Source organism: Marivita lacus, assembly GCF_014637725.1.
In the GTDB taxonomy this organism is placed as follows: domain Bacteria; phylum Pseudomonadota; class Alphaproteobacteria; order Rhodobacterales; family Rhodobacteraceae; genus Marivita; species Marivita lacus.
In genome coordinates, this window is the sequence record NZ_BMFC01000003.1 from 246,073 (window position 1) to 270,686 (window position 24,614).

At 63.3% G+C, this 24,614-nt stretch carries 25 protein-coding genes; 11 read left to right on the forward strand and 14 right to left on the reverse strand.

The genetic code is table 11. From position 1 onward, the window contains the following. The first annotated feature begins 31 nt into the window (after nucleotides 1-31). Nucleotides 32-961, forward strand: a complete 930-nt coding sequence (locus IEV82_RS08780) for a DMT family transporter (RefSeq protein ID WP_308420412.1) — start codon at nucleotides 32-34, stop codon at nucleotides 959-961. Here IEV82_RS08780 and IEV82_RS08785 read toward each other — a convergent pair. Beyond that, the gene (locus IEV82_RS08785) at nucleotides 937-2,355 is read right to left on the reverse strand and encodes a protein adenylyltransferase SelO (protein ID WP_188481638.1); all 1,419 of its coding nucleotides are present in this window, start codon (nucleotides 2,353-2,355) and stop codon (nucleotides 937-939) included. The two genes, IEV82_RS08780 and IEV82_RS08785, sit on opposite strands and share 25 nt — an antisense overlap. A gap of 98 nt (nucleotides 2,356-2,453) precedes the next feature. On the opposite strand from IEV82_RS08785, the gene IEV82_RS08790 reads away from it, so the two are divergent. Next, a complete protein-coding gene (locus IEV82_RS08790; protein ID WP_188481639.1) occupies nucleotides 2,454-2,993 on the forward strand; it encodes a CBS domain-containing protein in 540 nt (179 codons plus the stop codon). Between the two features lie 3 nt (nucleotides 2,994-2,996). On the opposite strand, the gene IEV82_RS08795 is transcribed toward IEV82_RS08790, so the two are convergent. Both IEV82_RS08795 and IEV82_RS08800 read right to left on the reverse strand, forming a co-directional pair. Beyond that, nucleotides 2,997-3,443 carry a GNAT family N-acetyltransferase gene (locus IEV82_RS08795; RefSeq protein WP_188481640.1) on the reverse strand — a complete coding sequence of 149 codons (447 nt, stop codon included), beginning with the start codon at nucleotides 3,441-3,443 and terminating at the stop codon, nucleotides 2,997-2,999. Continuing rightward, nucleotides 3,440-4,381, reverse strand: a complete 942-nt coding sequence (locus IEV82_RS08800; RefSeq protein ID WP_188481641.1) for a nucleoside hydrolase — start codon at nucleotides 4,379-4,381, stop codon at nucleotides 3,440-3,442. Before IEV82_RS08800 ends, IEV82_RS08795 begins: the two co-directional genes overlap by 4 nt. Before the next feature lie 215 nt (nucleotides 4,382-4,596). Between IEV82_RS08800 and zwf the strand changes: the two genes are divergently transcribed. The 3 genes from zwf to pgi are packed head-to-tail and all read left to right on the forward strand — an operon-like array spanning nucleotide 4,597 to nucleotide 8,314. Then, a complete protein-coding gene (gene zwf, locus IEV82_RS08805) occupies nucleotides 4,597-6,051 on the forward strand; it encodes a glucose-6-phosphate dehydrogenase (RefSeq protein ID WP_188481642.1) in 1,455 nt (484 codons plus the stop codon). Further along, the gene (gene pgl, locus IEV82_RS08810) at nucleotides 6,048-6,725 is read left to right on the forward strand and encodes a 6-phosphogluconolactonase (RefSeq protein WP_188481643.1); all 678 of its coding nucleotides are present in this window, start codon (nucleotides 6,048-6,050) and stop codon (nucleotides 6,723-6,725) included. Before zwf ends, pgl begins: the two co-directional genes overlap by 4 nt. Before the next feature lie 5 nt (nucleotides 6,726-6,730). Further along, a complete protein-coding gene (pgi, locus tag IEV82_RS08815; RefSeq protein WP_188481644.1) occupies nucleotides 6,731-8,314 on the forward strand; it encodes a glucose-6-phosphate isomerase in 1,584 nt (527 codons plus the stop codon). Between the two features lie 14 nt (nucleotides 8,315-8,328). Here pgi and IEV82_RS08820 read toward each other — a convergent pair whose 3' ends face one another. Both IEV82_RS08820 and IEV82_RS08825 read right to left on the reverse strand, forming a co-directional pair. Continuing rightward, the gene (locus tag IEV82_RS08820; RefSeq protein ID WP_188481645.1) at nucleotides 8,329-8,814 is read right to left on the reverse strand and encodes an acyl-CoA thioesterase; all 486 of its coding nucleotides are present in this window, start codon (nucleotides 8,812-8,814) and stop codon (nucleotides 8,329-8,331) included. 12 nt (nucleotides 8,815-8,826) lie between these two features. Beyond that, the gene (locus IEV82_RS08825) at nucleotides 8,827-9,276 is read right to left on the reverse strand and encodes a cupin domain-containing protein (protein ID WP_373285196.1); all 450 of its coding nucleotides are present in this window, start codon (nucleotides 9,274-9,276) and stop codon (nucleotides 8,827-8,829) included. Between the two features lie 88 nt (nucleotides 9,277-9,364). On the opposite strand from IEV82_RS08825, the gene IEV82_RS08830 reads away from it, so the two are divergent. The 5 genes from IEV82_RS08830 (at nucleotide 9,365) to IEV82_RS08850 (ending at nucleotide 13,932) form a co-directional block, all read left to right on the forward strand. Next, entirely contained in the window at nucleotides 9,365-9,988 is a 624-nt protein-coding gene (locus tag IEV82_RS08830; RefSeq protein WP_188481647.1) for a holin-associated N-acetylmuramidase, read from the forward strand. Beyond that, entirely contained in the window at nucleotides 9,979-10,503 is a 525-nt protein-coding gene (locus IEV82_RS08835) for a holin family protein (RefSeq protein WP_188481648.1), read from the forward strand. The genes IEV82_RS08830 and IEV82_RS08835 overlap by 10 nt, the downstream gene beginning before the upstream one ends. 123 nt (nucleotides 10,504-10,626) lie before the next feature. Continuing rightward, nucleotides 10,627-12,594: a heme lyase CcmF/NrfE family subunit gene (locus IEV82_RS08840; RefSeq protein ID WP_188481649.1), complete on the forward strand. Its 1,968-nt coding sequence runs from the start codon at nucleotides 10,627-10,629 to the stop codon at nucleotides 12,592-12,594. Further along, the gene (locus IEV82_RS08845) at nucleotides 12,591-13,082 is read left to right on the forward strand and encodes a cytochrome c-type biogenesis protein (RefSeq protein WP_188481650.1); all 492 of its coding nucleotides are present in this window, start codon (nucleotides 12,591-12,593) and stop codon (nucleotides 13,080-13,082) included. The genes IEV82_RS08840 and IEV82_RS08845 overlap by 4 nt, the downstream gene beginning before the upstream one ends. A 73-nt stretch (nucleotides 13,083-13,155) precedes the next feature. Then, entirely contained in the window at nucleotides 13,156-13,932 is a 777-nt protein-coding gene (locus IEV82_RS08850; protein ID WP_188481651.1) for an enoyl-CoA hydratase-related protein, read from the forward strand. An 83-nt stretch (nucleotides 13,933-14,015) separates the two neighbouring features. Here IEV82_RS08850 and gltA read toward each other — a convergent pair whose 3' ends face one another. Both gltA and gltX read right to left on the reverse strand, forming a co-directional pair. Next, nucleotides 14,016-15,311 (reverse strand): citrate synthase, encoded by a 1,296-nt coding sequence (gene gltA / locus IEV82_RS08855; RefSeq protein ID WP_188481652.1) that lies wholly within the window; start codon nucleotides 15,309-15,311, stop codon nucleotides 14,016-14,018. 83 nt (nucleotides 15,312-15,394) lie between these two features. Beyond that, entirely contained in the window at nucleotides 15,395-16,807 is a 1,413-nt protein-coding gene (gene gltX, locus IEV82_RS08860; protein WP_188481653.1) for a glutamate--tRNA ligase, read from the reverse strand. A 78-nt stretch (nucleotides 16,808-16,885) separates the two neighbouring features. Here gltX and IEV82_RS08865 point away from each other — a divergent pair, with 78 nt between their 5' ends. Further along, the gene (locus IEV82_RS08865; protein ID WP_188481654.1) at nucleotides 16,886-18,916 is read left to right on the forward strand and encodes a ComEC/Rec2 family competence protein; all 2,031 of its coding nucleotides are present in this window, start codon (nucleotides 16,886-16,888) and stop codon (nucleotides 18,914-18,916) included. Here IEV82_RS08865 and lexA read toward each other — a convergent pair. The 7 genes from lexA to IEV82_RS08900 form a co-directional block, all read right to left on the reverse strand. Further along, nucleotides 18,910-19,608 carry a transcriptional repressor LexA gene (gene lexA, locus IEV82_RS08870; RefSeq protein ID WP_188481655.1) on the reverse strand — a complete coding sequence of 233 codons (699 nt, stop codon included), beginning with the start codon at nucleotides 19,606-19,608 and terminating at the stop codon, nucleotides 18,910-18,912. The genes IEV82_RS08865 and lexA overlap by 7 nt on opposite strands. A gap of 86 nt (nucleotides 19,609-19,694) precedes the next feature. Continuing rightward, nucleotides 19,695-20,864: a molybdopterin molybdotransferase MoeA gene (locus IEV82_RS08875; protein ID WP_188481656.1), complete on the reverse strand. Its 1,170-nt coding sequence runs from the start codon at nucleotides 20,862-20,864 to the stop codon at nucleotides 19,695-19,697. Continuing rightward, a complete protein-coding gene (moaC, locus tag IEV82_RS08880; protein WP_188481657.1) occupies nucleotides 20,861-21,337 on the reverse strand; it encodes a cyclic pyranopterin monophosphate synthase MoaC in 477 nt (158 codons plus the stop codon). Before moaC ends, IEV82_RS08875 begins: the two co-directional genes overlap by 4 nt. Continuing rightward, nucleotides 21,334-22,137 (reverse strand): indole-3-glycerol phosphate synthase TrpC, encoded by an 804-nt coding sequence (gene trpC, locus IEV82_RS08885; protein WP_188481658.1) that lies wholly within the window; start codon nucleotides 22,135-22,137, stop codon nucleotides 21,334-21,336. Before trpC ends, moaC begins: the two co-directional genes overlap by 4 nt. After that, nucleotides 22,134-22,778: a uracil-DNA glycosylase gene (locus IEV82_RS08890; RefSeq protein ID WP_188481659.1), complete on the reverse strand. Its 645-nt coding sequence runs from the start codon at nucleotides 22,776-22,778 to the stop codon at nucleotides 22,134-22,136. The genes trpC and IEV82_RS08890 overlap by 4 nt, the downstream gene beginning before the upstream one ends. Before the next feature lie 124 nt (nucleotides 22,779-22,902). Continuing rightward, nucleotides 22,903-23,919, reverse strand: coding sequence for an anthranilate phosphoribosyltransferase (trpD, locus tag IEV82_RS08895; RefSeq protein WP_188481660.1), 1,017 nt, complete (start codon nucleotides 23,917-23,919; stop codon nucleotides 22,903-22,905). Then, the gene (locus IEV82_RS08900) at nucleotides 23,916-24,497 is read right to left on the reverse strand and encodes an anthranilate synthase component II (RefSeq protein ID WP_188481661.1); all 582 of its coding nucleotides are present in this window, start codon (nucleotides 24,495-24,497) and stop codon (nucleotides 23,916-23,918) included. Before IEV82_RS08900 ends, trpD begins: the two co-directional genes overlap by 4 nt. Between the last annotated feature and the right edge of the window lie 117 nt (nucleotides 24,498-24,614).

Consider the following 24,614-nt stretch of genomic DNA (forward strand, 5'->3'; position numbering starts at 1 on the left):
GGTTTTTTCACTTGACCCTGCGGGCGCTTGGGTGTCCCTGACCCGGATGGAACGCAAGGACGCAATCAATCTGGCCGGAGCCGCAGGGCTCGTGGTGTTTGCCACGGTGCTGGCGTTCAACCAGGTGGTCATAAAAGTGACAAATGGTGGGTTCGGCCCGGTCTTTGCCGCCGGGTTGCGGTCAGGTCTGGCGCTTCTGGTGCTGGCGATCTGGCTGTTGCTCCGTCGCAGGCGGCTGGGCGGGTTGCGCCGCACAATCTGGCCGGGGCTGCTGCTGGGCGGATTGTTCACCATCGAGTTCATCTTTCTCTTCATCGCTTTGGACCTGACGACGGTGTCGCGGGTGTCGATCCTGTTCTACTCGATGCCGGTCTGGCTGGCATTGATCGCGCATTTCGTCCTGCCCGGAGAGACACTGTCCTGGCGGCGTCTGCTGGGGCTTGCACTGGCGATGACGGGGGTGATCTGGGCATTGTTCGATCCGCAATCGCGCGAGGCGGGACGCCTGCTGGGCGATGTGCTGGCGCTCTTGGCGGCATTTGCCTGGGCCGGGATCGCCCTGACCGTGCGGTTGACGCGGGTGTCGGAACTGAGTGCGGAAAGCCAGCTGTTCTGGCAATTATCGGTGTCTGCCGTTGGGCTGTTGGCTTTGGCACCGCTGTTCGGTGACCTGCTGCGCGATCCCGGCGCTGTTCACTTTGCCGGGCTGGCCTTTCAGGTCGTTTTTGTCGGTAGCCTCGGGTACCTGTTCTGGTTGTACCTCATGACGATCTACCCGGCGTCGGATATCGCCGCGTTCAGTTTCCTGTCACCGGTGCTGGCGGTCGGCATGGGGTGGCTGCTGCTGGACGAGCCGGTGGGGCCGGGGTTCCTCGGTGCGATGTGCCTTGTCGCGGTTGGAGTCGTGCTGATCAATCGGCGCCGCAAGCGTGTGCCTCAGGTGCCGCAGAACGTCGCCTGAACCACCTCTTCGGGGGCGGGAGGCAGCCGCAGGTCTTCGAAATCCGGATTCGCGTCAAAGGGGGCGGCATAGGCCGACATCAGCCGGGCGAACAGGCTGTCATCGCCCGCGACCGAGGCTGCAATCATCGCTTCGATCTGATGATTGCGCGGGATCAGCACGGGATTTGCAGCGCTCATCAGGCCCTGCGGGTCTTCTTCGCTCTTGATCCGGTCTTGCCAGATATTGCTCCACCGATCGAACCCGGTGGGATCGGCAAACTGGTCGCGGGCGGTGCCGTCGATCAGACCGCGGAAGGTGTTGGTGAAATCCGCCTTGGCGGTCTGCATCAGGGTCATCAGGTCGCCGATCAGTGCCGCATCCTCGGGCTTGGGGTCGGCAATCCCGATCTTGGCCGCGAACCGCCGCAGCCATTCGGCGCGGATCATGTCGGGCATCGCATGCACCTGCGCCGTGAATGGCTCGACCGCCGCTTCGGGGTCGGGCATCAGGGACAGCAGCGCTGTGGCCAGCTGCGCCATGTTCCAGACGATGATGTCGGCCTGCGCGGCATAGCTGTAGCGCCCGTAGCGGTCGATCGAGGAATAGACGGTTTCGGGGTGATAGCTGTCCATGAAGGCGCAGGGGCCATAGTCGATGGTTTCGCCGGAGATGCTGCAATTGTCGGTGTTCATCACGCCGTGGATGAACCCGAGGCTGAGCCAATGTGCCACCAGCGCTGCCTGACGGCGCATCACCGCGTTGAGGAACGTGGCGGGGTCTGTTGCCTCGGGATAGTGCCGCGCCACGGCGTAGTCGAAGAGCGTTTGCAACGCCTGCGCTTCTCCGCGCGCGGCAAAGACCTGGAACGTGCCGACGCGCAGGTGGCTGCGTGCCACGCGGGTCAGGACCGCACCGGGCAGGGGCTGTTCCCGTACGACCCGGTCTCCGGTCCGTACGGCGGCCAGCGCGCGGGTGGTCGGCACGCCAAGCGCATGCATTGCCTCGCTGATCACGTATTCACGCAGAACCGGCCCGAGCCATGCGCGCCCGTCGCCCATACGGGAAAACGGCGTGCGCCCCGATCCCTTGAGCTGAATGTCGCGGCGGATACCGTCGCGGCCAACGGTTTCACCCAACAGCACCGCACGCCCGTCGCCAAGCTGCGGGTTGTACTGGCCGAACTGGTGGCCCGCATAAAGCTGCGCCAGAGGCGACGCACCTTCGGGGATCGCGTTGCCCGCAAAGATCGCGGCAAGGTTCGGATCGTCCAGCCCGTCGATGCCCAGATCGCGGGCCAGCGTTTCGTTGATCGCGATGAGCGAAGGCGCCGTCACCGGTTCCGGTCTGACCCGCGCGTAGAACGAGTCGGGCAAGGCGGCGTAGCTGTTGTCGAAGGGGATGTGCAGGGTCATGGGCCAGATATAGGGGCAAGGGCCCGACATCGCCAGTGGGTTGTCTTTGTCAGATCGGCGCTAGGCTCAATAGGAGGCTGAAAAAAGGAGTCGCGCGCATGGTCGCCTCGAACACATATGGCATGAAGCTCAAGGATCGCCCGGAATTTGCATCGAAACCGAAACCCTTGTGTTTCGCGCCCACCGCCACGGTGGCAGAGGCCGTGGCCGAGATGAGCGAAAAGAATTTCGGCTCTGTGGTGATCGTCGACAAGGACGAGAGGGTCATCGGGATCGCCACGGAGCGTGACGTGATGAAAAAACTGGTGAACGCGGGCAAGGACGCGAAAACCACCAAGCTGAGCGACATCATGACAAAGGATCCGCGGATGGCGCGGGCGAATGATGATGTCGTGGACTGGCTGCGCATCATGTCGAATGACCGGTTTCGCCGCCTTCCTGTCGTTGATGACGAAGGCCGGATCCTCGTGATCTTCACTCAGGGCGATTTCGTCAGCTACACGTGGCCGGACCTGATCTACCAAGCCAAGGAACTGGCCAAGGCCAGTGTTGGACGCAACTATCCGATCTGGCTGATCGGCGGGGGCATCATGCTCTATTCGATCCTGATGATCATCGTGGTGTCGTCGATCGGCTGAGGGTCACAGCTCGCGGGACATGTAGGCATAGCCTTCGCGGGTGACGAACTTGCTGCGCTTGTAAAAGCGCTTGAGGGTGTCGTCGGTCTGATTGGCCTCCAGATGCAGTGCGCGGATGCCGCCTTCCTTGAGCGCCTTCGCCAAGCCGTTGAGCGCATCCGACCCCATGCCGCGATTGCGCACGGCGCTGCGGACGAACAATTCATCCACGACGGCATCAAGCCCGCCATATTCAACCGACCAGCCAAAGGACACAACCACATAGCCCACCGGCGCGCGGCGTGGACCGATCAGCCAGACCGCGCCATACGGGCTGCCCTCAAGCAAGGGAAGGATCGCGTCGTGCTGATGCTCGGGCGATGTGCCGAAGCCCTGATGTTCGTGGAACGCGGCAACCAGCGGCAGCAGGCGTGGCAAATCCTCGGGTGCGGCGAGATGCAGGGACCTCATAACCGGGCAAGCCGTTCGGTGAGCAGAGCAAAGAACCCGTCGGCGTCGATTTCGCCCATGAAGGTGGCATTGGCGGGGCGCTTGGTGACTCCCCACCAATCCGCCACGGTCATGCCCAGCGTCAGATCAGAGCCGGTCTCGATCTCGACATTGATGTGCCGTCCGGTGAACAATTCGGGCCGGATCAGGTAGGCGGTCACGCATGGGTCATGCAGCGGGGCGCCTGCGCTGCCGTATTTCTCCTTGTCGAACCGTTCGAAGAAATCCGTCATCTCGGCCACGGCAATGCCCACAGGCGTACCCAAAGCGCGGAAGGCGTTGTTGCGCTCGGATGTGACCAGCGCCTTGTGGGTCACATCAAGCGGCATCACGGTGATCGGCGCGCCGCAGCCAAAGACCAGCTTGGCCGCTTCGGGATCGACATAGATGTTGAACTCGGCGGCCGGCGTGATGTTTCCCACCTCGAAATAGGCACCACCCATCAGCACGATTTCCTGAATGCGCCCGGCAATGTCCGGGGCGCGCTGCAACGCCACGGCGATATTGGTCAAGGGACCAAGAGGGCAGAGTGTGACGGTGCCCGAAGGCTCACTGCGCAAGGTGTCGATGATGAAGTCGACCGCGTGGCCATCCTGAAGCGGCATCGTCGGATCGGGCAGTGTGGGGCCATCGAGCCCGGTCTTGCCATGCACATGTTCAGCCGTCACCAGCTTGCGCGCGATGGGGGCGTCACAGCCCGCAAACACAAGAGTTTCAGGCTTGCCAGCCAGTTCACAGACGATCCGCGCGTTCTTTTCGGTCAGGGGCAGCGGCACGTTCCCTGCAACGGCGGTGATGCCCAGAACGTCCAGATCCTCGGGCGAGGCGAAGGCCAGCAGGATCGCGACCGCGTCGTCCTGACCGGGATCGGTGTCGATGATGATTTTGCGGGGTGCCATACGCGTCTCCTTGATGCGCGAGGTGGTGACATGCAGGTCTCGCGGGATCAAGCAAGTTGATACGCGAGCGCGGGGCTTTGCCAGTCCTTTCGGCAACCTGATTGCAGCGTCACATATGGATGTTAGACTGGACCAACATGAAGCGAAATAAGTTTACATCCGGCTCGTTAGCGCTAACAAGGCGCTGAGCAAAGTAGAATCGGAAGGACCGCGCCATGGTTTCCCGCGTTATTCCCGTTGACCCGTTTGACCTTGTGATCTTTGGCGGAACCGGAGACCTCGCGCGACGTAAAATCCTGCCGGGGCTGTTCCGGCGATTTTGTGCCGGGCAGATGCCCGAGGGCTCGCAGATCATCGGTGCCGCACGGTCCGAGATGACGTCGGATGAATATCGTGAGATGGTGTCCGAAGCGGTGGCCGAATTCGGCAGTGGCGGCACCTGCGAGGCGGGAACGCTTGAGGCGTTTCTCCAGAGGGTCTCGTATGTCACCACGGATGCCCGCGGCGACGATGGCTGGGTCGAGCTGAACGGCAAGATGCGCGATGACACCGTGCGTGCCTTTTATTTCTCGGTCGGACCGTCGCTCTTCGGTGATCTGGCGGAACGGCTGCACCGCTTCGGGATGGCGACGCCAGAGAGCCGGATCGTGGTCGAAAAGCCGTTTGGCCACGACCTCGAGACCGCTAGGGCGCTGAACGCGACACTGGCGCAGCATTTTCACGAAACCCAGATCTACCGGATCGACCATTACCTCGGCAAGGAAACGGTGCAGAACCTGATGGCGGTGCGCTTTGGCAACATGCTGTTCGAGCCGCTTTGGAACTCGCAATATGTCGATCACATCCAGATCACCGTTGCCGAAACCGTGGGTGTCGGCGGGCGCGGCACCTATTATGACAATTCCGGCGCGATGCGCGACATGGTGCAGAACCACCTGATGCAGCTGTTGTGCCTGATCGCGATGGAGCCGCCCGCCAAGTTCGATCCTGATGCGGTGCGGGACGAAAAGCTCAAGGTGATCCGCGCGCTGGAGTCGGTCGATTGGCATCACATCGTGCGGGGTCAATATGGCGGTGGTGAAAACGGACCAAGCTACCGCGAAGACGTGGAAAACCCCAAGTCGCGCACCGAGAGCTTCATCGCGATGAAGTGCCATATCTCGAACTGGCGCTGGGCGGGCACGCCGTTCTACCTGCGCACCGGCAAGCGGCTCAAGGCGCGGGCCTCGGAAATCGCCGTGGTGTTCAAGGAAGCGCCGCATTCGATCTTTGGCGCCGATGCCGGGCGACACCGTAACGTGCTGGCCATCCGCTTGCAGCCGAACGAGGGCATGACGCTCGACGTGACCATCAAGGAGCCGGGACCGGGGGGCATGCGTCTTCTGGATGTGCCGCTGGACATGAGTTTCGCCGAGGCGCTGGGCCCGGAAGCCGAAGAGGCGCCCGATGCCTATGAGCGCCTGATCATGGACGTGATCCGCGGCAATCAGACGCTTTTCATGCGAGGCGACGAAGTCGAGGCGGCTTGGGCCTGGACAGACCCCTTGATCGAAGCCTGGCAAGCGCGCAACGATGTCCCCAAGACTTACGACCCCGGAAGCTCCGGTCCCGAGGATGCGTTGATGCTGATGCATCGGGACGGGCGCAAATGGCGCGAGGTGAAGCCATGAGCTATGATTTTCAGACCTATCCCGACCGTGAAATGCTGGCGATGGATCTCGCCAACCAGCTGGCGGGCGATCTGCGCATGATCCTTGGCCATGAAGAGCGCGTGGTGCTTGCGGTGCCCGGTGGCACGTCGCCGGGGCCGGTGTTCGACGATCTTTGCGCCGCCGATCTGGACTGGGATCGCGTGGACGTGATGCTGACCGATGAACGCTGGGTGCCCGAGGACGACGCGCGGTCGAACACGCTACTGGTGCGCGACCGCCTGCTGGTCGAACGCGCGGCAGCCGCACGCCTGTTGCCGCTCTACATCCCGGCGCATGAACCCGAAGAGGTGCTGGCCGAGCTTGAATCGCAGATTGCGGATAAATTGCCACTGGCGGTTGTGCTTCTGGGCATGGGCACAGACATGCACACCGCGTCGATCTTTCCGGGGGCGGACAAGCTGGACATTGCGCTGGACGCGAACGCGCCGATCCTCGTTCCCATGCGCGCGCCGGGCGCGCCCGAGCCCCGCATCACGCTGAGCGCGCGGGTGCTCAACGACGCGATGCGCAAGCATGTGCTGATCTTCGGTCAGGACAAGCGCGATGCGCTGGAGGCCGCGCAGGGCAAGCTTCCCGAGGACGCGCCGATCAACGCGGTTCTGGACGACGCAACGGTTCATTGGGCGGAGTAAAGGCGATGTGGGATGTCCTGAAATCGGCGGCGGACGCGGGCCGCGACCGGTCGATCCTTGGCCTGTTCGAGGCCGATGCGGATCGGGCCGCAGGGTTCAGCGTGACCGCGCTTGACCTGCTCTTCGACTACTCCAAGACGCAAATCGACGCCGCGACCCGCGATGTGCTGATCGGGCTGGCCAAAGCGGCAGAGGTCGACGCGCGGCGCGCCGCGATGTTCACCGGCGACACGATCAACGAAACCGAAGGCCGCGCTGTCCTGCACACAGCGCTGCGCAATCTGGATGGCGATCCGGTGCTGGTCGACGGTGAGGACGTGATGCCGGATGTGCTGGAGACGCTGGCCCGGATGGACGCTCTGGCCACCGAGGTGCGGGGCGCGGCGTTCACCGACGTGGTGAATATCGGCATCGGCGGGTCGGACCTTGGACCCGCGATGGCCTATCTGGCGCTGGCGCCTTACCGCGACGGGCAGCGCTGCCATTTCGTGTCGAACGTCGATGCCGCCGACATTGCCGACACGCTGCGTGGCTGTGACCCGGAAACCACATTGTTCATCGTCGCCTCCAAGACCTTCACCACCATTGAGACCATGACCAACGCCCGCACCGCGCGGGCGTGGCTGCAGGATCACGGTGTCAACCCCGACGGACGCTTCATCGCGTTGTCGTCAAATGCCAAGGCCGCAGCGGAGTGGGGTATCCCGCCGGAGCGCGTGCTGGGGTTCGAGGATTGGGTCGGCGGGCGCTATTCCATGTGGGGGCCGATTGGCCTGTCGCTGATGATCGCCATCGGGCCGGACGGGTTCCGCGCCTTTCTGCGCGGCGGTCAGGCGATGGACCGGCATTTCCGGTCTGCCGCGTTGTACGAAAACATGCCGGTTATGCTGGCGCTTGTCGGCATCTGGCACAATCAGGGGCTTGGCCATGCCACCCGTGCGGTGTTGCCCTATGACAACAGGCTGTCGCGGCTGCCGGCCTATCTGCAACAGCTCGAGATGGAATCGAACGGCAAATCGGTCGCGATGGATGGCACGGCCCTGCCGGTCCAGTCCGGTCCCGTTGTCTGGGGCGAGCCGGGCACCAACGGGCAACACGCGTTCTACCAGTTGATCCATCAGGGCACGCGGGTGATCCCCTGCGAGTTCCTGGTGGCCGCCGAAGGGCACGAACCCGACCTGCGCCATCATCACGAGTTGCTGATCGCCAATTGTCTTGCCCAATCCGAAGCGCTGATGCGCGGCCGGTCGCTGGATGAGGCACGGGCAATCATGGCAGCAAAGGGCCTGAGCGGGGACGAACTGGAACGGCAGGCGCGACACCGGGTGTTTCCGGGCAACCGACCCTCGACGACGCTGATGATGCCGAAACTCACGCCCGAGGTGCTGGGCCAGATCATTGCGCTTTATGAACATCGGGTGTTTGTCGAGGGAGTGATTCTCGGCATCAACTCGTTCGATCAATGGGGCGTCGAACTGGGCAAGGAACTCGCGACCTCGCTGGGGCCGCTGGTCAGTGGCGATGCGCACTCGGATGGCAAGGATGGCAGCACGCAGGCGCTGCTGGGTTATGTGAAGCGGTATTCCTGAGATCGTGTCGGCGCCTAGGTGCGCTTTTCGACGCCGTCGATCCGGTGAAACACTTCCAAGACATGGGGCGGGATCGGCATGCGCCCGCTGCCATCGGGCTGCAAGAGCACGATCACGCAGGTAAAGGTTGCCCGCACCGTGCCACCTGCGCGGATTTCCTGTTGCAGGGTGAAGCTGCTCGTCCGGTAATCGACGGCACGTGTCAGGATCACGTAATCCTCGTCTGCGCGCATCTCCTGCAGCCAGTCGATTTCGCCGCGCCGGATCACGATGCGCGGCTCGACGGCGTTATCGGCATAGGTCGAAATGCCAACACGCTTGAAATAGGTCACGCGCGCCGTTTCGAACCAGATCAGGTAGGCGACATTGTTGACGTGGTTGAGCGGATCAAGCTCGGCAAAGCGCACCCGGTCGGCCAGCGCCAGCGGCCACGGCTCGGTCACACCGATGGCGCGCTGCTGGTCAGGGGAAAGCGGAGTGAGATACGGGATGTCTGTCATGCAAGCGCTCTGTCAACCGGCGCGCGGAATGTCAAACCCCGGCGGCGCAAGGGTGAAGCCGTCAAAGCTGAACGCAGGGCTGACCGTGCAGCCCACAAGGCTCCATGCGCCGGTGCTTTGTGCCGCTTGCCAGTGATTCGGCGGCACGATGATCTGCGGGCTCTGGCCATCAAACAGGTCTGGACCCAGAACATGGTCGACCGCAGGGCCGGTGTCGCGTTCCGACAGCGACAGGATCAGCGGCGCACCGGCATAGTGATGCCAGATCTCGGTCGCATCGACCTTGTGCCAATGGCTGCGTTCCCCCGCGCCGAGCAGGAAATAGATGCTGGTGCCTGACGGGCGACCGGCTTCGTCCGCGATCCATGTCTGGCGGTAGTGCCCGCCTTCGGGATGCGGCAATAGGTCCAGATGACGGATGATATCCTGTGCAGATTTACGTGTCAGATCAGAGTGTTCCACGCGGTTTCTCCTGCACCGTGCGCCGGTTTGTGACTTGGTTAACCACAGCTTTGCAGTCTTTGCGCCGCAGGGCAATCGGGGGCGGCAGATGCAAGGGCAGAACCAGCGGGTGCGGGCCATCGCACAGGAAATCGTGGCGCGCGAGGGCGGCTATGTCGATGACCCGGACGATCCGGGTGGTGCCACCAATCACGGCGTGACGATCCACACGATGCGGCGTCTGGGGCTGGACCTCACTGGGGACGGGCAGGTGACGCGCTCCGATGTGCAGCGTCTGAGCCGCGAACGGGCGATCCAGATTTTTGTCGATCATTATTACGTGCGTCCGCGAATCGCGGACCTGCCTGAACCGCTGCAGGCCTCGGTGTTCGATATGTATGTGAATGCAGGTGCGAATGCGGTGAAGATCCTGCAACGCCTCCTGCGAAAGATGGGATTCGCGGTGGAGGTGGACGGGGCGATCGGCCCCAGGACCATCGCGGCCACGGCGAGGGCCCATGCCAGCGCGCCGGACCACATGGTCGATGCTTACGGGATCGAGCGGCGGAACTACTATTTCGACCTTGCCGACCGTCGCCCGGCGAGCCGCAAGTACGCGCGCAGCCGAGGCGGAGGAAAAGGTGGCTGGATCACGCGCGCCGAGGCGTTCATCGATGCCCGCTATCATCTGACGCCGGCCGCGTTTCAACACAGGGTGTCATCATGGGATTGATCGAACAGGTATTTTCGCTGGTCTTCGGCTCGGGGCGCAACGTGCTGCGCGACACGGTCGAGGTGTTCCGCCCCAATGCCGAAGCACAGGCGCTGCGGGATCATGACCGTCAGGGGGCGTCGCTCAGCCAGTTCGCGGCCGAGTTCTATGCGCCGCAGCGCGGATCGTTCGACCGGCTGATGGACGCGCTCAACCGGGTGCCGCGCCCGGCGATGGCGCTGGGGACACTGGGGTTGTTCGTGGCGGCGATGGTCGACCCGGTATGGTTTTCCGCCCGCATGGTGGGTCTTGCGCTGGTGCCGGACCCGCTCTGGTGGCTCTTGGGGGCCATCGTCAGCTTTTACTTCGGGGCGCGGCATCAGGCAAAAGGGCAGGAGTTTCAACGCGATCTGGTGGCGCGCATGGCGCAGGTGGCGCCGCCGGAGCCGACGCTGTCCGAACCCGTACGGCCGCAGGGCGAACCACAGGCAGATGGCAATGCCGCGCTGGATGAGTGGCGGCACCAGCGCCGTTGAGAGGGTCCGGATGCGTCGACACGTCCGGGGTTTGCGTCGACGGAACCCGCTTGCGACAATGTGAACCGCGCAAAAGGTCGAAACCCGTTGGCCGTTGCGGATCCTACGCCTATACTCTGGCCCATGGTTACAGAACTCGGTCATTTCGCCCTCATCCTCGCGTTCCTTGTCGCGATCGTGCAATCCGTTGTCCCGTTGGTGGGCGCGCATAAACGCTGGCCGGGATGGATGGCCGTGGCCGAACCGGCTGCGACCGTGCAATTCCTGCTGACGGGCTTTTCCTTCGTTGCGTTGACCTATGCCTTCGTAACATCCGATTTCTCGCTGCGGCTCGTGTGGCTGAACAGCCATTCCGCCAAGCCCTTGATCTACAAGATCAGCGGAGTGTGGGGGAATCACGAAGGATCGATGCTGCTTTGGGTGCTGATTCTGACGCTCTTCGGTGCGATGGCAGCGTGGTTTGGCAAAGGCCTTCCGCCCACCTTGCGGGCACGCGTTCTTGCGGTGCAATCAGCTGTTGCGGTGGCGTTTTTCGCCTTCATCATCTTCACGTCCAACCCGTTCACGCGCCTCGTGGTGCCGCCCTTTGACGGGCAGGATCTCAACCCGCTGCTGCAGGATCCCGGATTGGCCTTTCATCCGCCGTTCCTCTACCTCGGCTATGTGGGTCTGAGCATCTGTTTCAGCTTTGCTGTTGCCGCCCTCATCGAAGGCCGTGTCGATGCGGCCTGGGGCCGGTGGGTGCGCCCGTGGACACTTGCGGCGTGGGTCTTCCTGACTATCGGGATCGCGCTGGGGTCATGGTGGGCCTATTACGAGCTTGGCTGGGGCGGTTTCTGGTTCTGGGATCCGGTCGAAAACGCGTCTTTCATGCCGTGGTTGTTGGCGTCCGCGCTGCTGCACTCCGCCATTGTTGTGGAAAAGCGCGAGGCGCTGAAGAGCTGGACCATTTTGCTGGCGATCCTTGCTTTCGGGTTCTCGCTGATCGGCACGTTCATCGTGCGCTCAGGCCTGCTGACCTCGGTCCATGCCTTCGCCAATGACCCCGAACGCGGTGTGTTCATCCTGATGATCATGGTATTCTTCACCGGTGGCGCACTGACGCTCTACGCGATCCGTGCAACGACGATGGAGGCCAAGGGTGTCTTCGGCGTGGCGAGCCGCGAAAGCGCGCTGGTGGCGAACAACGTGATCCTCGCGGTCAGCTGTTTTGTCGTGTTCGTGGGCACCATGTGGCCCGTCGTGGCCGAGATGTTCTTCGACACCAAGCTGAGTGTTGGACCGCCCTTCTTCAACATGGCGTTCACACCGTTCATGGTGGTCCTTGGGCTGCTCCTGCCGCTCGGATCCATGCTGAGCTGGAAGCGGGCCAAGGTGCAACGCGCCGTGAAGCAGCTCTTTCCGGCGTTCATCCTGAGCTTGCTGCTTCTGGGCCTGTTCTGGACGATGCAGACTGGCACCAGCCTGCTCGGTCCCGTTGGCGTGTTCCTTGCAGCGTGGGTCATCTCGGGCGCGGTGGTCGATCTCATCAACCGTACCGGCCAGACCCGCGACCTGTCGCGCCTCTGGCGTCTGCCGCGCTCTGACTGGGGCAAGGCAACGGCCCATATCGGTTTTGGCATCACCCTGGTCGGCGTCGCCGGTCTGATGGCCTGGCAGGAGGAAGACATCCGTGTGGCGCAGATCGGGGAACCGTTCCAGGTCGGTGATTTCGAACTGGAACTGACTGCGGTCAATCAGGTGCGTGGACCGAACTATTTCTCGACAATGGGGGACGTGATTGTCCGTCAGGACGGGGAAGAGATCGCGGTCCTCAACCCCGAAAAGCGCAACTACCCTGTGGCCCAGATGCCCACGACCGAGGCGGCAATCGACTACCGTTTCCTGCGCGACATCTATGTCGTGATCGGAGACGAGCAGAATGAGGGCGGCCGGGTGATGCGCACCTACATCAAGCCGCTTGCGAACTGGATCTGGGCGGGCTCTATCCTCATGGCATTGGGGGGTCTGATTTCCTTGACGGACCGCCGCTATCGCGTCGCGGCGGGCGCACGGCATCAACCGACACCGCAGGGGGTTCCAGCGGAATGAAACCTCTGTCCTACGCGTTGCGGTGCCTCGCCGTGATCCTGTGTCTTGGTGTCGCCGTTCCTGCGGCGACACCCGCCTTTGCAGTCCAGCCGGACGAAATGTTGGCAGACCCCGCACTTGAAAGTCGTGCGCGGGAATTGTCCAGAGGGCTGCGCTGCGTCGTTTGCCAAAACGAAAGCATCGACGAATCCAATGCCGACCTCGCTCGTGAACTGCGCCTCGTGGTCCGTGAACGGCTTGTAGAGGGCGACACCAACGAAGAGGTTCTGGACTACCTCGTTCAGCGATATGGCCAATTCGTCCTGATGAAGCCGCGGACCGATGGATGGAACATCATCCTGTGGCTCTCCGGCCCTGCGCTGTTCCTGCTCGCGCTCGGCATCGGTGTGAGCTACGTGCGCAGCCGCTCCAAGGCGTCAACGCCGACCGAGACAACGCTGTCCGATGAAGAAACGGCGCGATTGAACGAGATCCTCAAAGAATCGTGACGCGGCGTTCGGCTTTGCCAAACGGGGTGCTCTTGTGTTTGATGCCGCAAGCATCATCAGGAGTGCCCGGCGCATGAATTACGACACCATCAGCTTTGACATCACCGACGACGTGGCCATTGTCACATTGAACCGCCCAGAGGTGATGAACGCCCTCAACACCCAGATGCGGGCCGAAATCACCGACGCGGTGCTGGCGGGTGGCAAGTCGGCACGGGTCGTCGTGCTGACCGGCGCTGGCAAATCCTTCTGCTCTGGGCAGGACCTGGGCGACCGGGCGAATGCAGCCAACCTTGATCTGGAACGCACCCTGCGCGACGAATACGTGCCGATGCTGCGCGCGATCTACGACTGTCCGGTGCCCACCATCAGCGCGGTCAACGGCGCGGCTGCCGGGGCAGGGGCCAACCTTGCACTGGCCGCAGATGTGGTGATCGCCACCGAATCTGCCTTCTTCCTGCAGGCTTTCACCCGGATCGGTCTGATCCCGGACGCGGGCGGCACCTATTACCTGCCGCGTCAGATGGGGCTGGCCAAGGCGATGGGGGCAGCGCTGTTCGCCGACAAGATCACTGCACGTCAGGCGGATGACTGGGGCATGATCTACGAGGCTGTGTCGGACACGCGCTTTGCCGATCACTGGAAATCCCGCGCCCTGCACCTCGCCAAGGGGCCGACCGCCGCTTATCAGCGCGTCAAGCAATCCATCCGCGCGTCGTTCGACAATGACCTCGAAGATCAGCTTGCGCTTGAGGCCAAGCTGCAGGGCCAGTGCGGCCAGACCCGCGATTTCAAGGAAGGGGTCGTTGCGTTCCTCGAAAAGCGCCCGGCGCAGTACGAAGGGCGCTAGCGGGCCTGACCGGTTTCACCAAACCGGTACGATCCTGAGGCTACGGAAGAAAAGGCCGCCCAAAGGCGGCCTTTTTTTTCAAATCAGCGGCTCTCGATATCCACGTAATCCCGCATCGTCTCGCCCTGATAGAGTTGACGCGGGCGGCCGATCTTCATCTGCGGATCGGCAAGCTGTTCCTTCCACTGGGAAATCCAGCCGACAGTCCGGCTCAGCGCAAAGACAGGCGTGAACATGGAAGTCGGGAATCCCATCGCCTCAAGAATGATGCCCGAATAGAAATCGACGTTCGGGAACAGCTTTTTCTCGGCGAAATAGGGATCGGCAAGCGCGGCCTTTTCCAGTTCCTTGGCAGTGGCCAGAACCGGATTGTTCTCGACACCCAGCAGATCCAGCACTTCGTCTGCCGACTGCTTCATCACCGTCGCGCGCGGGTCGAAGTTCTTGTAGACGCGGTGGCCAAAGCCCATCAGGCGGAACGGGTCGTTCTTGTCCTTGGCGCGGGCGATGTATTCCGGGATGCGGTCTGGCGTGCCGATTTCCTTGAGCATCTCGAGGCAGGCCTGGTTCGCACCGCCATGCGCCGGACCCCAGAGGCAGGCGATGCCAGCGGCGATACAGGCGAACGGGTTGGCTCCCGAGGACGACGCCAGACGCACGGTCGAGGTCGAGGCGTTCTGCTCGTGATCGGCATGCAGGGTAAAGATACGGTCCATCGCGCGGGCGAGGATCGGATCGACCTGGTATTCCTCGGCCGGGACCGCAAAGCACATGTGCAGGAAATTCGCAGCGTAATCGAGGTCATTGCGCGGATACACGAAGGGCTGACCGATCGAATACTTGTAGGCCATCGCCGCGATGGTGGGCATCTTGGCGATCAGGCGGTGCGACGCGATCTCGCGTTCGCGCGGGTTATTGATGTCGGTCGAGTCGTGATAGAACGCCGACATCGCTCCGACCACACCCACCATCGTGGCCATCGGGTGCGCATCACGGCGGAACCCACGGAAGAAGTTGTGCATCTGCTCGTGGATCATCGTGTGCTGCGTGATGGTCTTTTCGAAATTCTCGAGCTCGTCAGCCTTGGGCAGGTATCCGTAAAGCAACAGGAAACACACTTCGAGATAGTGCGATTTCTCGGCCAACTGGTCAATCGGGTAGCCGCGGTGCAGCAATTCGCCCTTGTCACCGTCGATGAAGGTGATCGTGCTGTCGCAGGCCGCCGTGGACGTGAAGCCGGGATCGTAGGTGAACACCCCCGCCTGGCTGTAGAGCTGGCGAATGTCGATCACGTCCGGCCCGGTGGAGGGCGTGTAGATCGGCAGTTCATAGGTGGAATCGCCAATCGTAAGATGCGCGGTTTTAGAGGTGTCAGACATACGTGGTCCCTTCGTCTCATTGCCCCGGACATTGCGCCCGGTGCCAGCTATACCAAGCCTCGGAACTGCGCGCCGTCAAGGCGTCAGGCGGATCCCGTGGCTGCTGCGTCTGTCAGGCGGGCGAGCGTTTCGTCGCGCCCCAGGATCAGCATCATATCGAACACACTCGGCGTCACGGCCCGACCTGCCAGCGCCGCCCGCATCGGGCCCGCCAGCTTGCCGAATTTTGTCCCGTGCTCTTCTGCAATTCGGGATGTGACGGCTTCAAGCTCGTCGCGGGTCCAGCTAGCATTTTGCAACTGCGGCGTCAACGATTGCAGTATACCACGGGATACCGTGTCCAGCTGGGCATTCGCTTTCTCCTCCATGTCCAGCGGCCTGTTGGCCAGAACAAAGTGTGCCTTTTCAATCAGTTCCGGAAAGGTCCGCGCCCGCTCCTTGAGGCAATACATCGCACGATACATCCCGTTCGCTTGCGCTTCCGTCAAGGCAGAGTGGCCCGCTGCCTGCAGATACGCCTGCAATTCATGCAGCAGTGCAGCATCCTCTGCGATGGCGATGTGCTGACCACTGAGATTCTCCAGCTTCTTGAAATCGAACCGCGCTGGCGATTTGCCGATGCCGGTCAGGTCGAACCACTCTTTTGCCTGATCATCCGTAAAGAATTCGTCATCGCCGTGGCTCCAGCCGAGACGGGCCAGATAATTGCGCATGCCCGCTGCCGGGTAGCCCATCCCCTGGTATTCATCGACTCCAAGCGCACCGTGGCGTTTCGACAGCTTCTTGCCATCAGCCCCGTGAATCAGCGGGATATGCGCCCAGACCGGCACATCCCAGCCCATCGCGGTATAGATTCCCATCTGGCGCGCCGCATTGTTCAGGTGGTCATCCCCCCGGATCACATGGGTCACGCCCATATCGTGGTCATCGACAACAACTGCCAACATGTAGACCGGTGTGCCGTCCGAGCGTAACAGCACCATGTCATCCAGCTGATCGTTGCGGATGGTCACATCGCCCTGCACCTCGTCGCGGATCACCGTGCTGCCCTCGGTTGCGGTCTTGAGACGGATCACGAAAGGGGCATCCGGGTGAGCGGCCGGATCAGCATCGCGCCACGGGCTCTGGAACAGGGTGGATTTGCCCTCGGCCCGCGCCGCCTCGCGGAACGCCTCGATCTCGTCCTGCGTGGAAAAACACTTGTAGGCCCGACCCTTGTCCAGCAGGTCATGCGCCACCTCGGCATGGCGCGCGGCACCCGCAGCCTGGCTCACCACGTCGCCGTCATGATCCAGCCCCAGCCAGCCCAGTCCCTTGAGAATCGCTGCCGTTGCCTCGGGTGTCGACCGCGCCTTGTCGGTGTCCTCGATCCGCAGCAGGAACTTCCCACCGCGACCACGTGCATAGAGCCAGTTGAACAGCGCCGTGCGCGCGCCGCCGATATGCAGGTAGCCGGTAGGCGAGGGGGCGAAACGGGTGACGATCTGGCCGGACATTGGGCGCATTTACCTTTCGATAACTGTCTTGGAGATAGCTTGAGGCACTCTTAACCAGCACCATCCACGGGGGCAAGTATGGCGCGGGTGCGGGATTTGATCCCCGACATGCTTCTGGCGCAGCGCGGCACGCTGTTTCCCTTTGCCCCGGTCTGCCTCGGCACGGGGATCGGACTCTATTTCGCCCTCCGGTTCGAGCCGCCTGTCGGGGCGCTGGCTGCTGTTGCTGCGGTCGGCACGCTGCTGATGGTCTGGCACCTGCGCAGCCGCTCCGCCCTTGCACCGCTCCTCTGTGCGCTCGCGATGCTGGCGTTCGGGGTCTCGCTGGCCGGGACGCGGGCGCATCTGGTGGCCGGACCAGTCATCGACTGGCGGTACTACGGCCCGGTGACGGGCCGGGTGGTGAACATCGACCGCTCGGCCTCTGACGCGCTGCGCATCACGCTTGACCGGGTGTGGCTGCACGACGTGCCGCTGTCCGAGACACCCACCCGCGTGCGCCTGTCGCTGCATGGCGACATCCCCGGCGTGAACCCCGAGCCGGGCATGACGATCATGACCACGGCGCATCTCGGCCCACCGGGCGGCGCGGTCGAACCGGGAGGCTTCGATTTCCGCCGCCACGCATGGTTCCTGAAGCTGGGCGCGGTGGGCTATACCCGCGTGCCGCTGGTTCTGTGGCAAGAGGCAGGCCGTGACCGCTTTGTCTTTCGCACCCGGATGACGATCTCGACCCGCGTGCAGGAGGCCCTGCCGGGAGAGACCGGTGCCTTTGCCACCGCGATCATCACCGGCGACCGCAGCGCCATTCCTCAGCCGGTGCTGCAGGCGCTGCGCGACACCAATCTTGCGCATCTGCTGGCGATTTCGGGCCTGCATATGGGTCTGGTGAGCGCGTTCGCCTTTGCCCTGCTGCGCCTTGGTCTTCTGCTCACGCCGGTCGGTCTGCGCTGGCCCGTCAAGAAGATCGCGGCGGGCGGAGCACTGGTGCTCGCGGCGATCTATCTTGCCCTGTCGGGCGGCAATGTTGCCACCGAACGCGCGTTCGTCATGGTGGCGGTGATGCTGTTGGCGATCATGGTAGACCGCCGCGCGATCTCGCTCCGGGCGGTGGGACTGGCGGCGCTGATCGTTCTGGTCCTGCGACCGGAAGCGCTGATCGGACCGGGGTTCCAGATGTCCTTTGCGGCGACAACCGCGCTGGTGGCAGTGTTCGGGGCGATCCGCGACAGCGCGCATGACCTGCCGCGCCACCGAGTGCTGCGCGGGATTGCGTCGGTTGTCCTGTCCTCCGGCATCGCCGGGGTTGCCACCGCCCCGTTTGCGATGGCCCATTTCAACCAGATCGCACAATTGGGATTGCTGGCCAACCTGCTCACCGTGCCGCTGATGGGTCTGCTGGTGATCCCTGCGGCCGTTCTGGGCATTCTGCTGATGCCCTTCGGTCTCGAGGCGGTTGGTCTCGTTCCGATGGGATTGGGGCTCGACTGGATTTTGTATGTTGCACAGGTCATTGCGCAATGGGACGGGGCGGTGCGCCCGGTGATGACCCCCGGTCCGGCGGTATTGCCACTGATCATTCTGGGTGGACTGTTCCTGATCCTCTGGCAGGGTCGGTCCCGCGCCTTGGGGCTGGCCCCGCTTGTGCTGGCGGGGCTGCTCTGGGCCAAGGCGGAACGCCCGCCGATCCTTGTCGCCGAGGACGGAGCGTTGGTGGGCATCATGACCGAAGCAGGTCGCGCCGTGTCGCGGGCCAAGGGGGCGGGGTTCATCGCAGAGGTCTGGCTCGAAAATGACGGGCAGGGGTTGGATCAACCCACCGCAGCCACGCTGTGGGACGGCACCGCCTTGCCCGTCCGCCACATCATCGGCAAACGCGACGCAGCGGCCTACGAGGGATGTACCGACGGCGCGCTGGTCATCGCCAGCGCAGACCTGCCGACCAGGCCAATCGCCACCAACTGTGCCGTTCTGGATGCGCGTGCATTGCGAGGGATGGGCAGTCTGTCCATCATGCGCAACAGCGACGGCGCATGGCAGATCGAACAGGCGCGCGACAGGTCAGGTGCGCGCCTGTGGAACGACAGATCCGTGCGCAACGGTCAGTAGGTGCGAATCAACCCGACCAACCGGCCCTGCACCTTGACCGATCCGACCGGCAGGATGCGCGGCTCATAGGCCGGATTTGCAGCCTCGAGGATGATGCTCTCGCCCTTGCGCTTGTAGCGCTTGAGCGTCGCCTCATAGCCTTCGACCTGAGCGACCACGATGTCACCGTTTTCGGCAGCCGAGGTTTCGCGGATCACCACAACATCGCCATCGTTGATCCCAACCTCGATCATCGAATCGCCTTTGATCTCGAGCGCGTAATGAATGCCATTGCCCGACAGCATCGCTCCGGGAACCGCGATCGACGGGGGCACGTCATTGATCGACTCGATCGGCACACCGGCTGCGATCCGACCCATCAGAGGCAGTTCCATGGCATGCACCGCATCCACCGGCATCGCATTGGCAGGCGCGGGGACATCAGGCAGATCACCGTCGATCACCTTGGGCTTGAACCCCGGCTGCTTGGCCGCCAATGCCTCGGGCAGTTTCAGAATCTCGATCGCCCGGGCGCGGTGCGCGAGGCGGCGGATAAATCCACGCTCTTCCAAAGCGGTGATCAGGCGATGGATGCCCGATTTTGACCGCAAATCCAGCGCTTCCTTCATTTCGTCAAAGCTGGGTGGCACGCCATCGCGCGCCACGCGTTTGCTGATGAAATCCAGCAGGTCCAGTTGTTTCTTGGTCAGCATTTTCTGCCTCCGCTCGGGTGATCCTCACCATTTGTTCTACTGTTGTTCCTGTTTTGTGTCAAGAATCAGTAAACAGGCGCTGGATTTCAGCGAATAGGCAGGTACTCCACGCGCGCACCGGCGCTGCGTGGCCCGTCTTTGGGCATCCGAACGATCAGCGCATCGGCCTTGCCCAGAATGCTGAGCAGGGAGCTGTCCTGCGACCCGAACGCCACGAGGCCACCATCCTCGAAGCGCGCACGCATGTAATGTTCGCGCGGGCCGTTGGCGGGCAGGTCCTGTGCCAGAACACCCGTCCTGCGCGGCGCAGCTCCGGCGGGCAGACCCAGCATCGCGCGCACCACGGGGGCGACAAAGACATGACCGCAGACCATTGCGGATACCGGGTTGCCGGGCAGGCCGATCATCATCGCGGCACCGAACCGCCCCGCCATCAAAGGTTTGCCGGGGCGCATCGCCACCTTGTAGAAACTCTGATCGAACCCGAGCTGCGGCGCGAGATTGGCCACAACGTCGTGATCCCCGACAGACGCACCGCCGATCGTCACGATCAGGTCGGCCCCCTGCGCAAGATCGAACGCGGTCCGAAGCGACGCCTCGTTGTCCCGCGCAATCGGCAAAAGTCGCGGCTCCGCCCCCAGATCACGCATCAGCGCATGCAGGCCAAAGGTGTTCGACGCGATGATCTGGTCGGGCCCGGGGGTCTCGCCCGGCATGACCAATTCGTCCCCGGTCGAGATCAGCGCCACCACGGGGCGCCGCGCGACAGGCACGTCGGCAATGTTCATCGACGCCATCAGGGCAATGTCGTTCGGACCGATCACGCGGCCCGCGCTGACGGTATCGCCGATGCGGAAATCCCCACCGGTCGGGCGGATATGGTCATTGTCCTCGGGGGTGTCCCCAATCGTGATCCAGTCACCCTCGCGGGTAACATCCTCTTGAATCACAACGGCTTTTGCACCCTCCGGCACCGGAGCGCCTGTGAAGATGCGCACCGCTTCGCCCTCTTTGACCGGTTGGTAAAATCCGTGACCCGCAGCGGATTCACCGATCACCCGCAGCCGCAGCCCCGGCGCCACCCGCGCCACTGCGTAACCGTCCATTGCCGAGCCATCGAACGGCGGCTGGTTGCGCATCGCTGCCACATCCTGCGCCAATACGCGGCCATGCGCCTGCAAGAGCGGCACAGTCTCGATCCCAAGCGGCCGGGCCAGCGCGAACAGGCGTTCCAGCGCCTCGGAAACCGAGATCATGACGCCTCGTACCGCCCTGATTTCCCGCCATCTTTCAGCATCACGCGGATGCCTGTGATCTCCATCGCCTTGTCCACCGCCTTGGCCATGTCATAGACCGTGAGCGCCGCCACCGACACCGCGGTGAGCGCCTCCATCTCGACCCCGGTCTGACCGGTGGTCTTGACCGTCGCCTCGATCCGCAGACCCGGCAGGTCCGGCGCGGGCGTCAGTTCCACCGCGACCTTGGTGACGGGAAGCGGATGACAGAGCGGGATCAGGTCTGGCGTCTTCTTGGCTCCCATGATCCCGGCGAGCCGCGCCACACCGATCACGTCGCCCTTCTTGGCGCGCCCTTCGGTAATGAGATCGAACGTTTCACGGGCCATCCTGATGTAGCCCTCGGCCACGGCAACGCGCGCCGTGACGGCCTTGTCCGAGACGTCCACCATGTGCGCATCACCCTTTGCGTCGAAATGCGACAGCCCGCTCATGCCGCCACCGAACCCGCGAGTAGCGCGCGTGTCGCCGCCGCCACATCCGCCTGCCGCATCAGGCTTTCGCCGATCAGGAAACTGCGCGCCCCGTGCGCGGCCATGTCGACGAGATCGGCCGGAGTAAAAAGACCCGATTCAGAGATCAGCATACGGTCTGACGGGACATGCCTTGACAGGTCCCGTGTCGTTTCAAGATCGGTCTCGAAGGTCTTGAGATTGCGATTGTTTACCCCGATCAAGGGAGACTTCAGGTCCAGCGCCCGGTCAAGTTCTTCGCGGTCATGCACTTCGATCAGCGAGTCCATGCCCCAGGCGGTCGCAGCGTCTTCAAGCTCTGCCGCCTGCGCATCGCTGACGCTGGCCATGATGATCAGGATGCAATCCGCGTTCAGGCTGCGCGCCTCTGCAACCTGGTAAGTGTCGTACATGAAATCCTTGCGCAGCGCGGGCAAGGTCGTCGCCTGCCGCGCCGCGACCAGATAGGACTTGTCGCCCTGGAAACTGGGCGTGTCGGTCAGAACCGACAGGCAGGTCGCACCGCCGGTCTCGTAAGCCTGTGCCAGGCTGACCGGTTCGAAATCCGCCCGGATCAAGCCCTTGGAAGGGGAAGCTTTCTTGACCTCCGCGATCAACCCGTAGCCTGTCACCTGCGCGCCGCGCAGCGCGGCCCCGAACGGGCGGACCGGATCAGCCGCACGGGCCGAGGCCTCGATCTCGGACAGCGGCACGCGGGCCTTGTCGGCCGCCACTTCCTCGAGCTTGTAGGCCTTGATCTTGTCGAGAATGGTCGCGCTCATGGGTCTGTCCAATCGATCGGGGCATGCCCTTGTTCTTTAAGCCAGGCATTCACGGTGGAAAAGGGGCGCGAGCCGAAAAACCCGCGCCGTGCCGAGAGGGGCGAGGGATGCGCGCTTTGCAGGACCAGATGGCCGTGTCCCGTCAGCCGGGGCGCATGGGCGCGCGCGTCGTTGCCCCACAGCAAGAAGGCGCGGGGCTGGTCGTTCAGCGTATCGAGCACCTGGGGTACCAGCTTCTGCCAGCCCAACCGCCGATGTCCGCGCGCGTCGCCGGCAGGCACCGTGAGCACATCGTTCAAGAGCAGGACGCCCTGATCGGCCCAGAAATGCAGATCGCCATCGGGCGGTGTGCCACCGACATCTGCCTCCATCTCCTTGAAGATATTGCCCAAGGACCGGGGCAGGGGTCGGACGCTGCGATCCACCGAAAACGCCAGACCATGCGCATGTCCGGGCGTGGGATAAGGGTCCTGCCCGAGGATGACCACGCGCACAGTATCAGGGTCGCAAGCCTCAAGGGCGGCAAAGACCTGATCGTCTGGCGGAAGAACCGGTCGCGTCTCATGCGCCAATGAAGCGCGGATTGCGGGCAGGTCGTTTTGAAAAAACGGCAAATGCGCCCAGGCTGGAGGTGGGGTCATGATGACAGGCGCCCCCTGCTTCTCTGGTTCAAAAATATCTCGGGGTCTGGGGCAGAGCCCCAGGAGTTTCCGTCGACGGAAACGCCACGATGCTTTGACGCATCGTGTCCCGCCCCGAACCCGGTCACGCGCCCTGCGTCACCCGCGCCAGCGCGTTGACCCGTGCTTTGGCCGCGCCGCTGTCGATGCTTTCGGCGGCCATCTCGGCCCCTGTCCTGAGGTCCGACACCTTGTCCGCCACCACCAGCGCCGCAGCCGCGTTGAGCAGAACAGCGTCGCGATAGGCGGTTTTCGCCCCGTCCAGAAGCGCGCGGAAGGCCTGTGCGTTTTCGGCCGGCGTGCCGCCCAGGATGTCGCGGAAGGCGTGGACCGGCAGGCCCGCATCCTCGGGATGCACTTCGCGGCCCCTGATCTTTCCGTCCTCCAGCACCGCCACCTGCGTCGGTGCGGAAATCGAGATCTCGTCGGTGCCGTCGCCGCCATGCACCAGCCAGGCCTTGACCGACCCCAGTTCCTTGAGCGTTTCGGCCATCGGAAAGATCAGGTCGATGGCGAACGCTCCGGTCAACTGGCGTTTCACCCCTGCGGGGTTGGTCAGTGGACCGAGGATGTTGAAGATCGTCTTCGATCCCAACTCCTGCCGCGCCGGCATGACGTGTTTCATGGCCGGATGGTGCATCGGGGCCATCATGAAGCCGATCCCGGCCTCGGCGATGGCGCGTTCCACCACCTCTGGCGGGACCATCACGTTGATGCCCATTTCAGTCAGCGCATCCGCCGAGCCGGATTTCGACGACAGGTTTCGGTTACCGTGCTTTGCCACTGGAACACCTGCGCCCGCGACGACAAAGGCTGTGGCCGTGGAGATGTTGAGCGTCCCCATGCCGTCGCCGCCTGTGCCGACGATGTCCATCGCGTCCTCGGGCGCTTTGACGGGGGTGCATTTGGCGCGCATGACTGCCGCCGCCGCCGCGTATTCGGACACCGCCTCGCCACGTGCGCGCAGCGCCATCAGGAAACCGCCGATCTGCGCCGGGGTGGCAGCACCCTCGAACAGCAATTCGAACGCCTGTTCGGCCTGCGACCGGCTGAGCGGACCTTCGGAGGCGGCGTAGATCAGGGGCTTCATCGCGTCGCTCATGCGGGCACCTTCAGGTCATTGACGAAATTCTGCAGCAGCGCATGGCCATGTTCCGAAGCGATGCTTTCAGGATGAAACTGCACACCATGCATCGGCAGGTCGCGGTGGCTGAGACCCATCACAGTGCCGTCCTCGAGCCATGCCGTCACCTCGAGACAGTCGGGAATGCTGTCCTTGTCCACCACCAGCGAATGATAGCGCGTCGCCTCGAAGGGCGAGGGCAGACCGGCGAACACGCCTTTGCCCCCGTGATGCATCACGCCCATCTTGCCGTGCACGATCTCGGTGTGGCGCATCACCGTACCTCCGAACGCCTGACCCAGCGTCTGGTGCCCAAGGCAGACACCCATCAGCGGCGTCTTGGTTTCGGCAGCGGCCAGCGTCAGCGGCAGGCAGATGCCCGCCTGGTCCGGGTCGCAGGGTCCGGGAGAGAGCAGGATGCCCGCCGGGTTCAGGCCCATCGCGTCCTGCACGGTGAGCGCATCATTGCGAACGACCTTCACTTCGGTGCCCAGTTCGCCCAGATAATGCACGAGGTTGTAGGTAAAACTGTCGTAATTGTCGATGAGCAGCAGCATGGGTCTTTCTTATATCTCGGGGCTGGCGGGGTGGGGGCCAATCGCGGTATACATGCGCAGGCGGACCAAGGCGCGTCAAGGGCGCGGGTGGGTCAACCGGCACGCCTGAGATGCCGG

What these genes read in the sequence shown, in the direction of transcription:
- IEV82_RS08890 (WP_188481659.1), bottom strand. Translation starts at nt 22,778, where the DNA reads ATGACCCCACCTCCAGCCTGGGCGCATTTGCCGTTTTTTCAAAACGAC.
- IEV82_RS08795 (WP_188481640.1), bottom strand. Translation starts at nt 3,443, where the DNA reads ATGAGGTCCCTGCATCTCGCCGCACCCGAGGATTTGCCACGCCTGCTG.
- IEV82_RS08785 (WP_188481638.1), bottom strand. Translation starts at nt 2,355, where the DNA reads ATGACCCTGCACATCCCCTTCGACAACAGCTACGCCGCCTTGCCCGAC.
- IEV82_RS08835 (WP_188481648.1), top strand. Translation starts at nt 9,979, where the DNA reads ATGGGATTGATCGAACAGGTATTTTCGCTGGTCTTCGGCTCGGGGCGC.
- trpD (WP_188481660.1), bottom strand. Translation starts at nt 23,919, where the DNA reads ATGAGCGACGCGATGAAGCCCCTGATCTACGCCGCCTCCGAAGGTCCG.
- moaC (WP_188481657.1), bottom strand. Translation starts at nt 21,337, where the DNA reads ATGAGCGGGCTGTCGCATTTCGACGCAAAGGGTGATGCGCACATGGTG.
- pgi (WP_188481644.1), top strand. Translation starts at nt 6,731, where the DNA reads ATGTGGGATGTCCTGAAATCGGCGGCGGACGCGGGCCGCGACCGGTCG.
- IEV82_RS08840 (WP_188481649.1), top strand. Translation starts at nt 10,627, where the DNA reads ATGGTTACAGAACTCGGTCATTTCGCCCTCATCCTCGCGTTCCTTGTC.
- gltA (WP_188481652.1), bottom strand. Translation starts at nt 15,311, where the DNA reads ATGTCTGACACCTCTAAAACCGCGCATCTTACGATTGGCGATTCCACC.
- IEV82_RS08845 (WP_188481650.1), top strand. Translation starts at nt 12,591, where the DNA reads ATGAAACCTCTGTCCTACGCGTTGCGGTGCCTCGCCGTGATCCTGTGT.
- gltX (WP_188481653.1), bottom strand. Translation starts at nt 16,807, where the DNA reads ATGTCCGGCCAGATCGTCACCCGTTTCGCCCCCTCGCCTACCGGCTAC.
- IEV82_RS08865 (WP_188481654.1), top strand. Translation starts at nt 16,886, where the DNA reads ATGGCGCGGGTGCGGGATTTGATCCCCGACATGCTTCTGGCGCAGCGC.
- IEV82_RS08800 (WP_188481641.1), bottom strand. Translation starts at nt 4,381, where the DNA reads ATGGCACCCCGCAAAATCATCATCGACACCGATCCCGGTCAGGACGAC.
- lexA (WP_188481655.1), bottom strand. Translation starts at nt 19,608, where the DNA reads ATGCTGACCAAGAAACAACTGGACCTGCTGGATTTCATCAGCAAACGC.
- IEV82_RS08820 (WP_188481645.1), bottom strand. Translation starts at nt 8,814, where the DNA reads ATGACAGACATCCCGTATCTCACTCCGCTTTCCCCTGACCAGCAGCGC.
- IEV82_RS08900 (WP_188481661.1), bottom strand. Translation starts at nt 24,497, where the DNA reads ATGCTGCTGCTCATCGACAATTACGACAGTTTTACCTACAACCTCGTG.
- trpC (WP_188481658.1), bottom strand. Translation starts at nt 22,137, where the DNA reads ATGAGCGCGACCATTCTCGACAAGATCAAGGCCTACAAGCTCGAGGAA.
- pgl (WP_188481643.1), top strand. Translation starts at nt 6,048, where the DNA reads ATGAGCTATGATTTTCAGACCTATCCCGACCGTGAAATGCTGGCGATG.
- IEV82_RS08850 (WP_188481651.1), top strand. Translation starts at nt 13,156, where the DNA reads ATGAATTACGACACCATCAGCTTTGACATCACCGACGACGTGGCCATT.
- zwf (WP_188481642.1), top strand. Translation starts at nt 4,597, where the DNA reads ATGGTTTCCCGCGTTATTCCCGTTGACCCGTTTGACCTTGTGATCTTT.
- IEV82_RS08790 (WP_188481639.1), top strand. Translation starts at nt 2,454, where the DNA reads ATGGTCGCCTCGAACACATATGGCATGAAGCTCAAGGATCGCCCGGAA.
- IEV82_RS08830 (WP_188481647.1), top strand. Translation starts at nt 9,365, where the DNA reads ATGCAAGGGCAGAACCAGCGGGTGCGGGCCATCGCACAGGAAATCGTG.
- IEV82_RS08875 (WP_188481656.1), bottom strand. Translation starts at nt 20,864, where the DNA reads ATGATCTCGGTTTCCGAGGCGCTGGAACGCCTGTTCGCGCTGGCCCGG.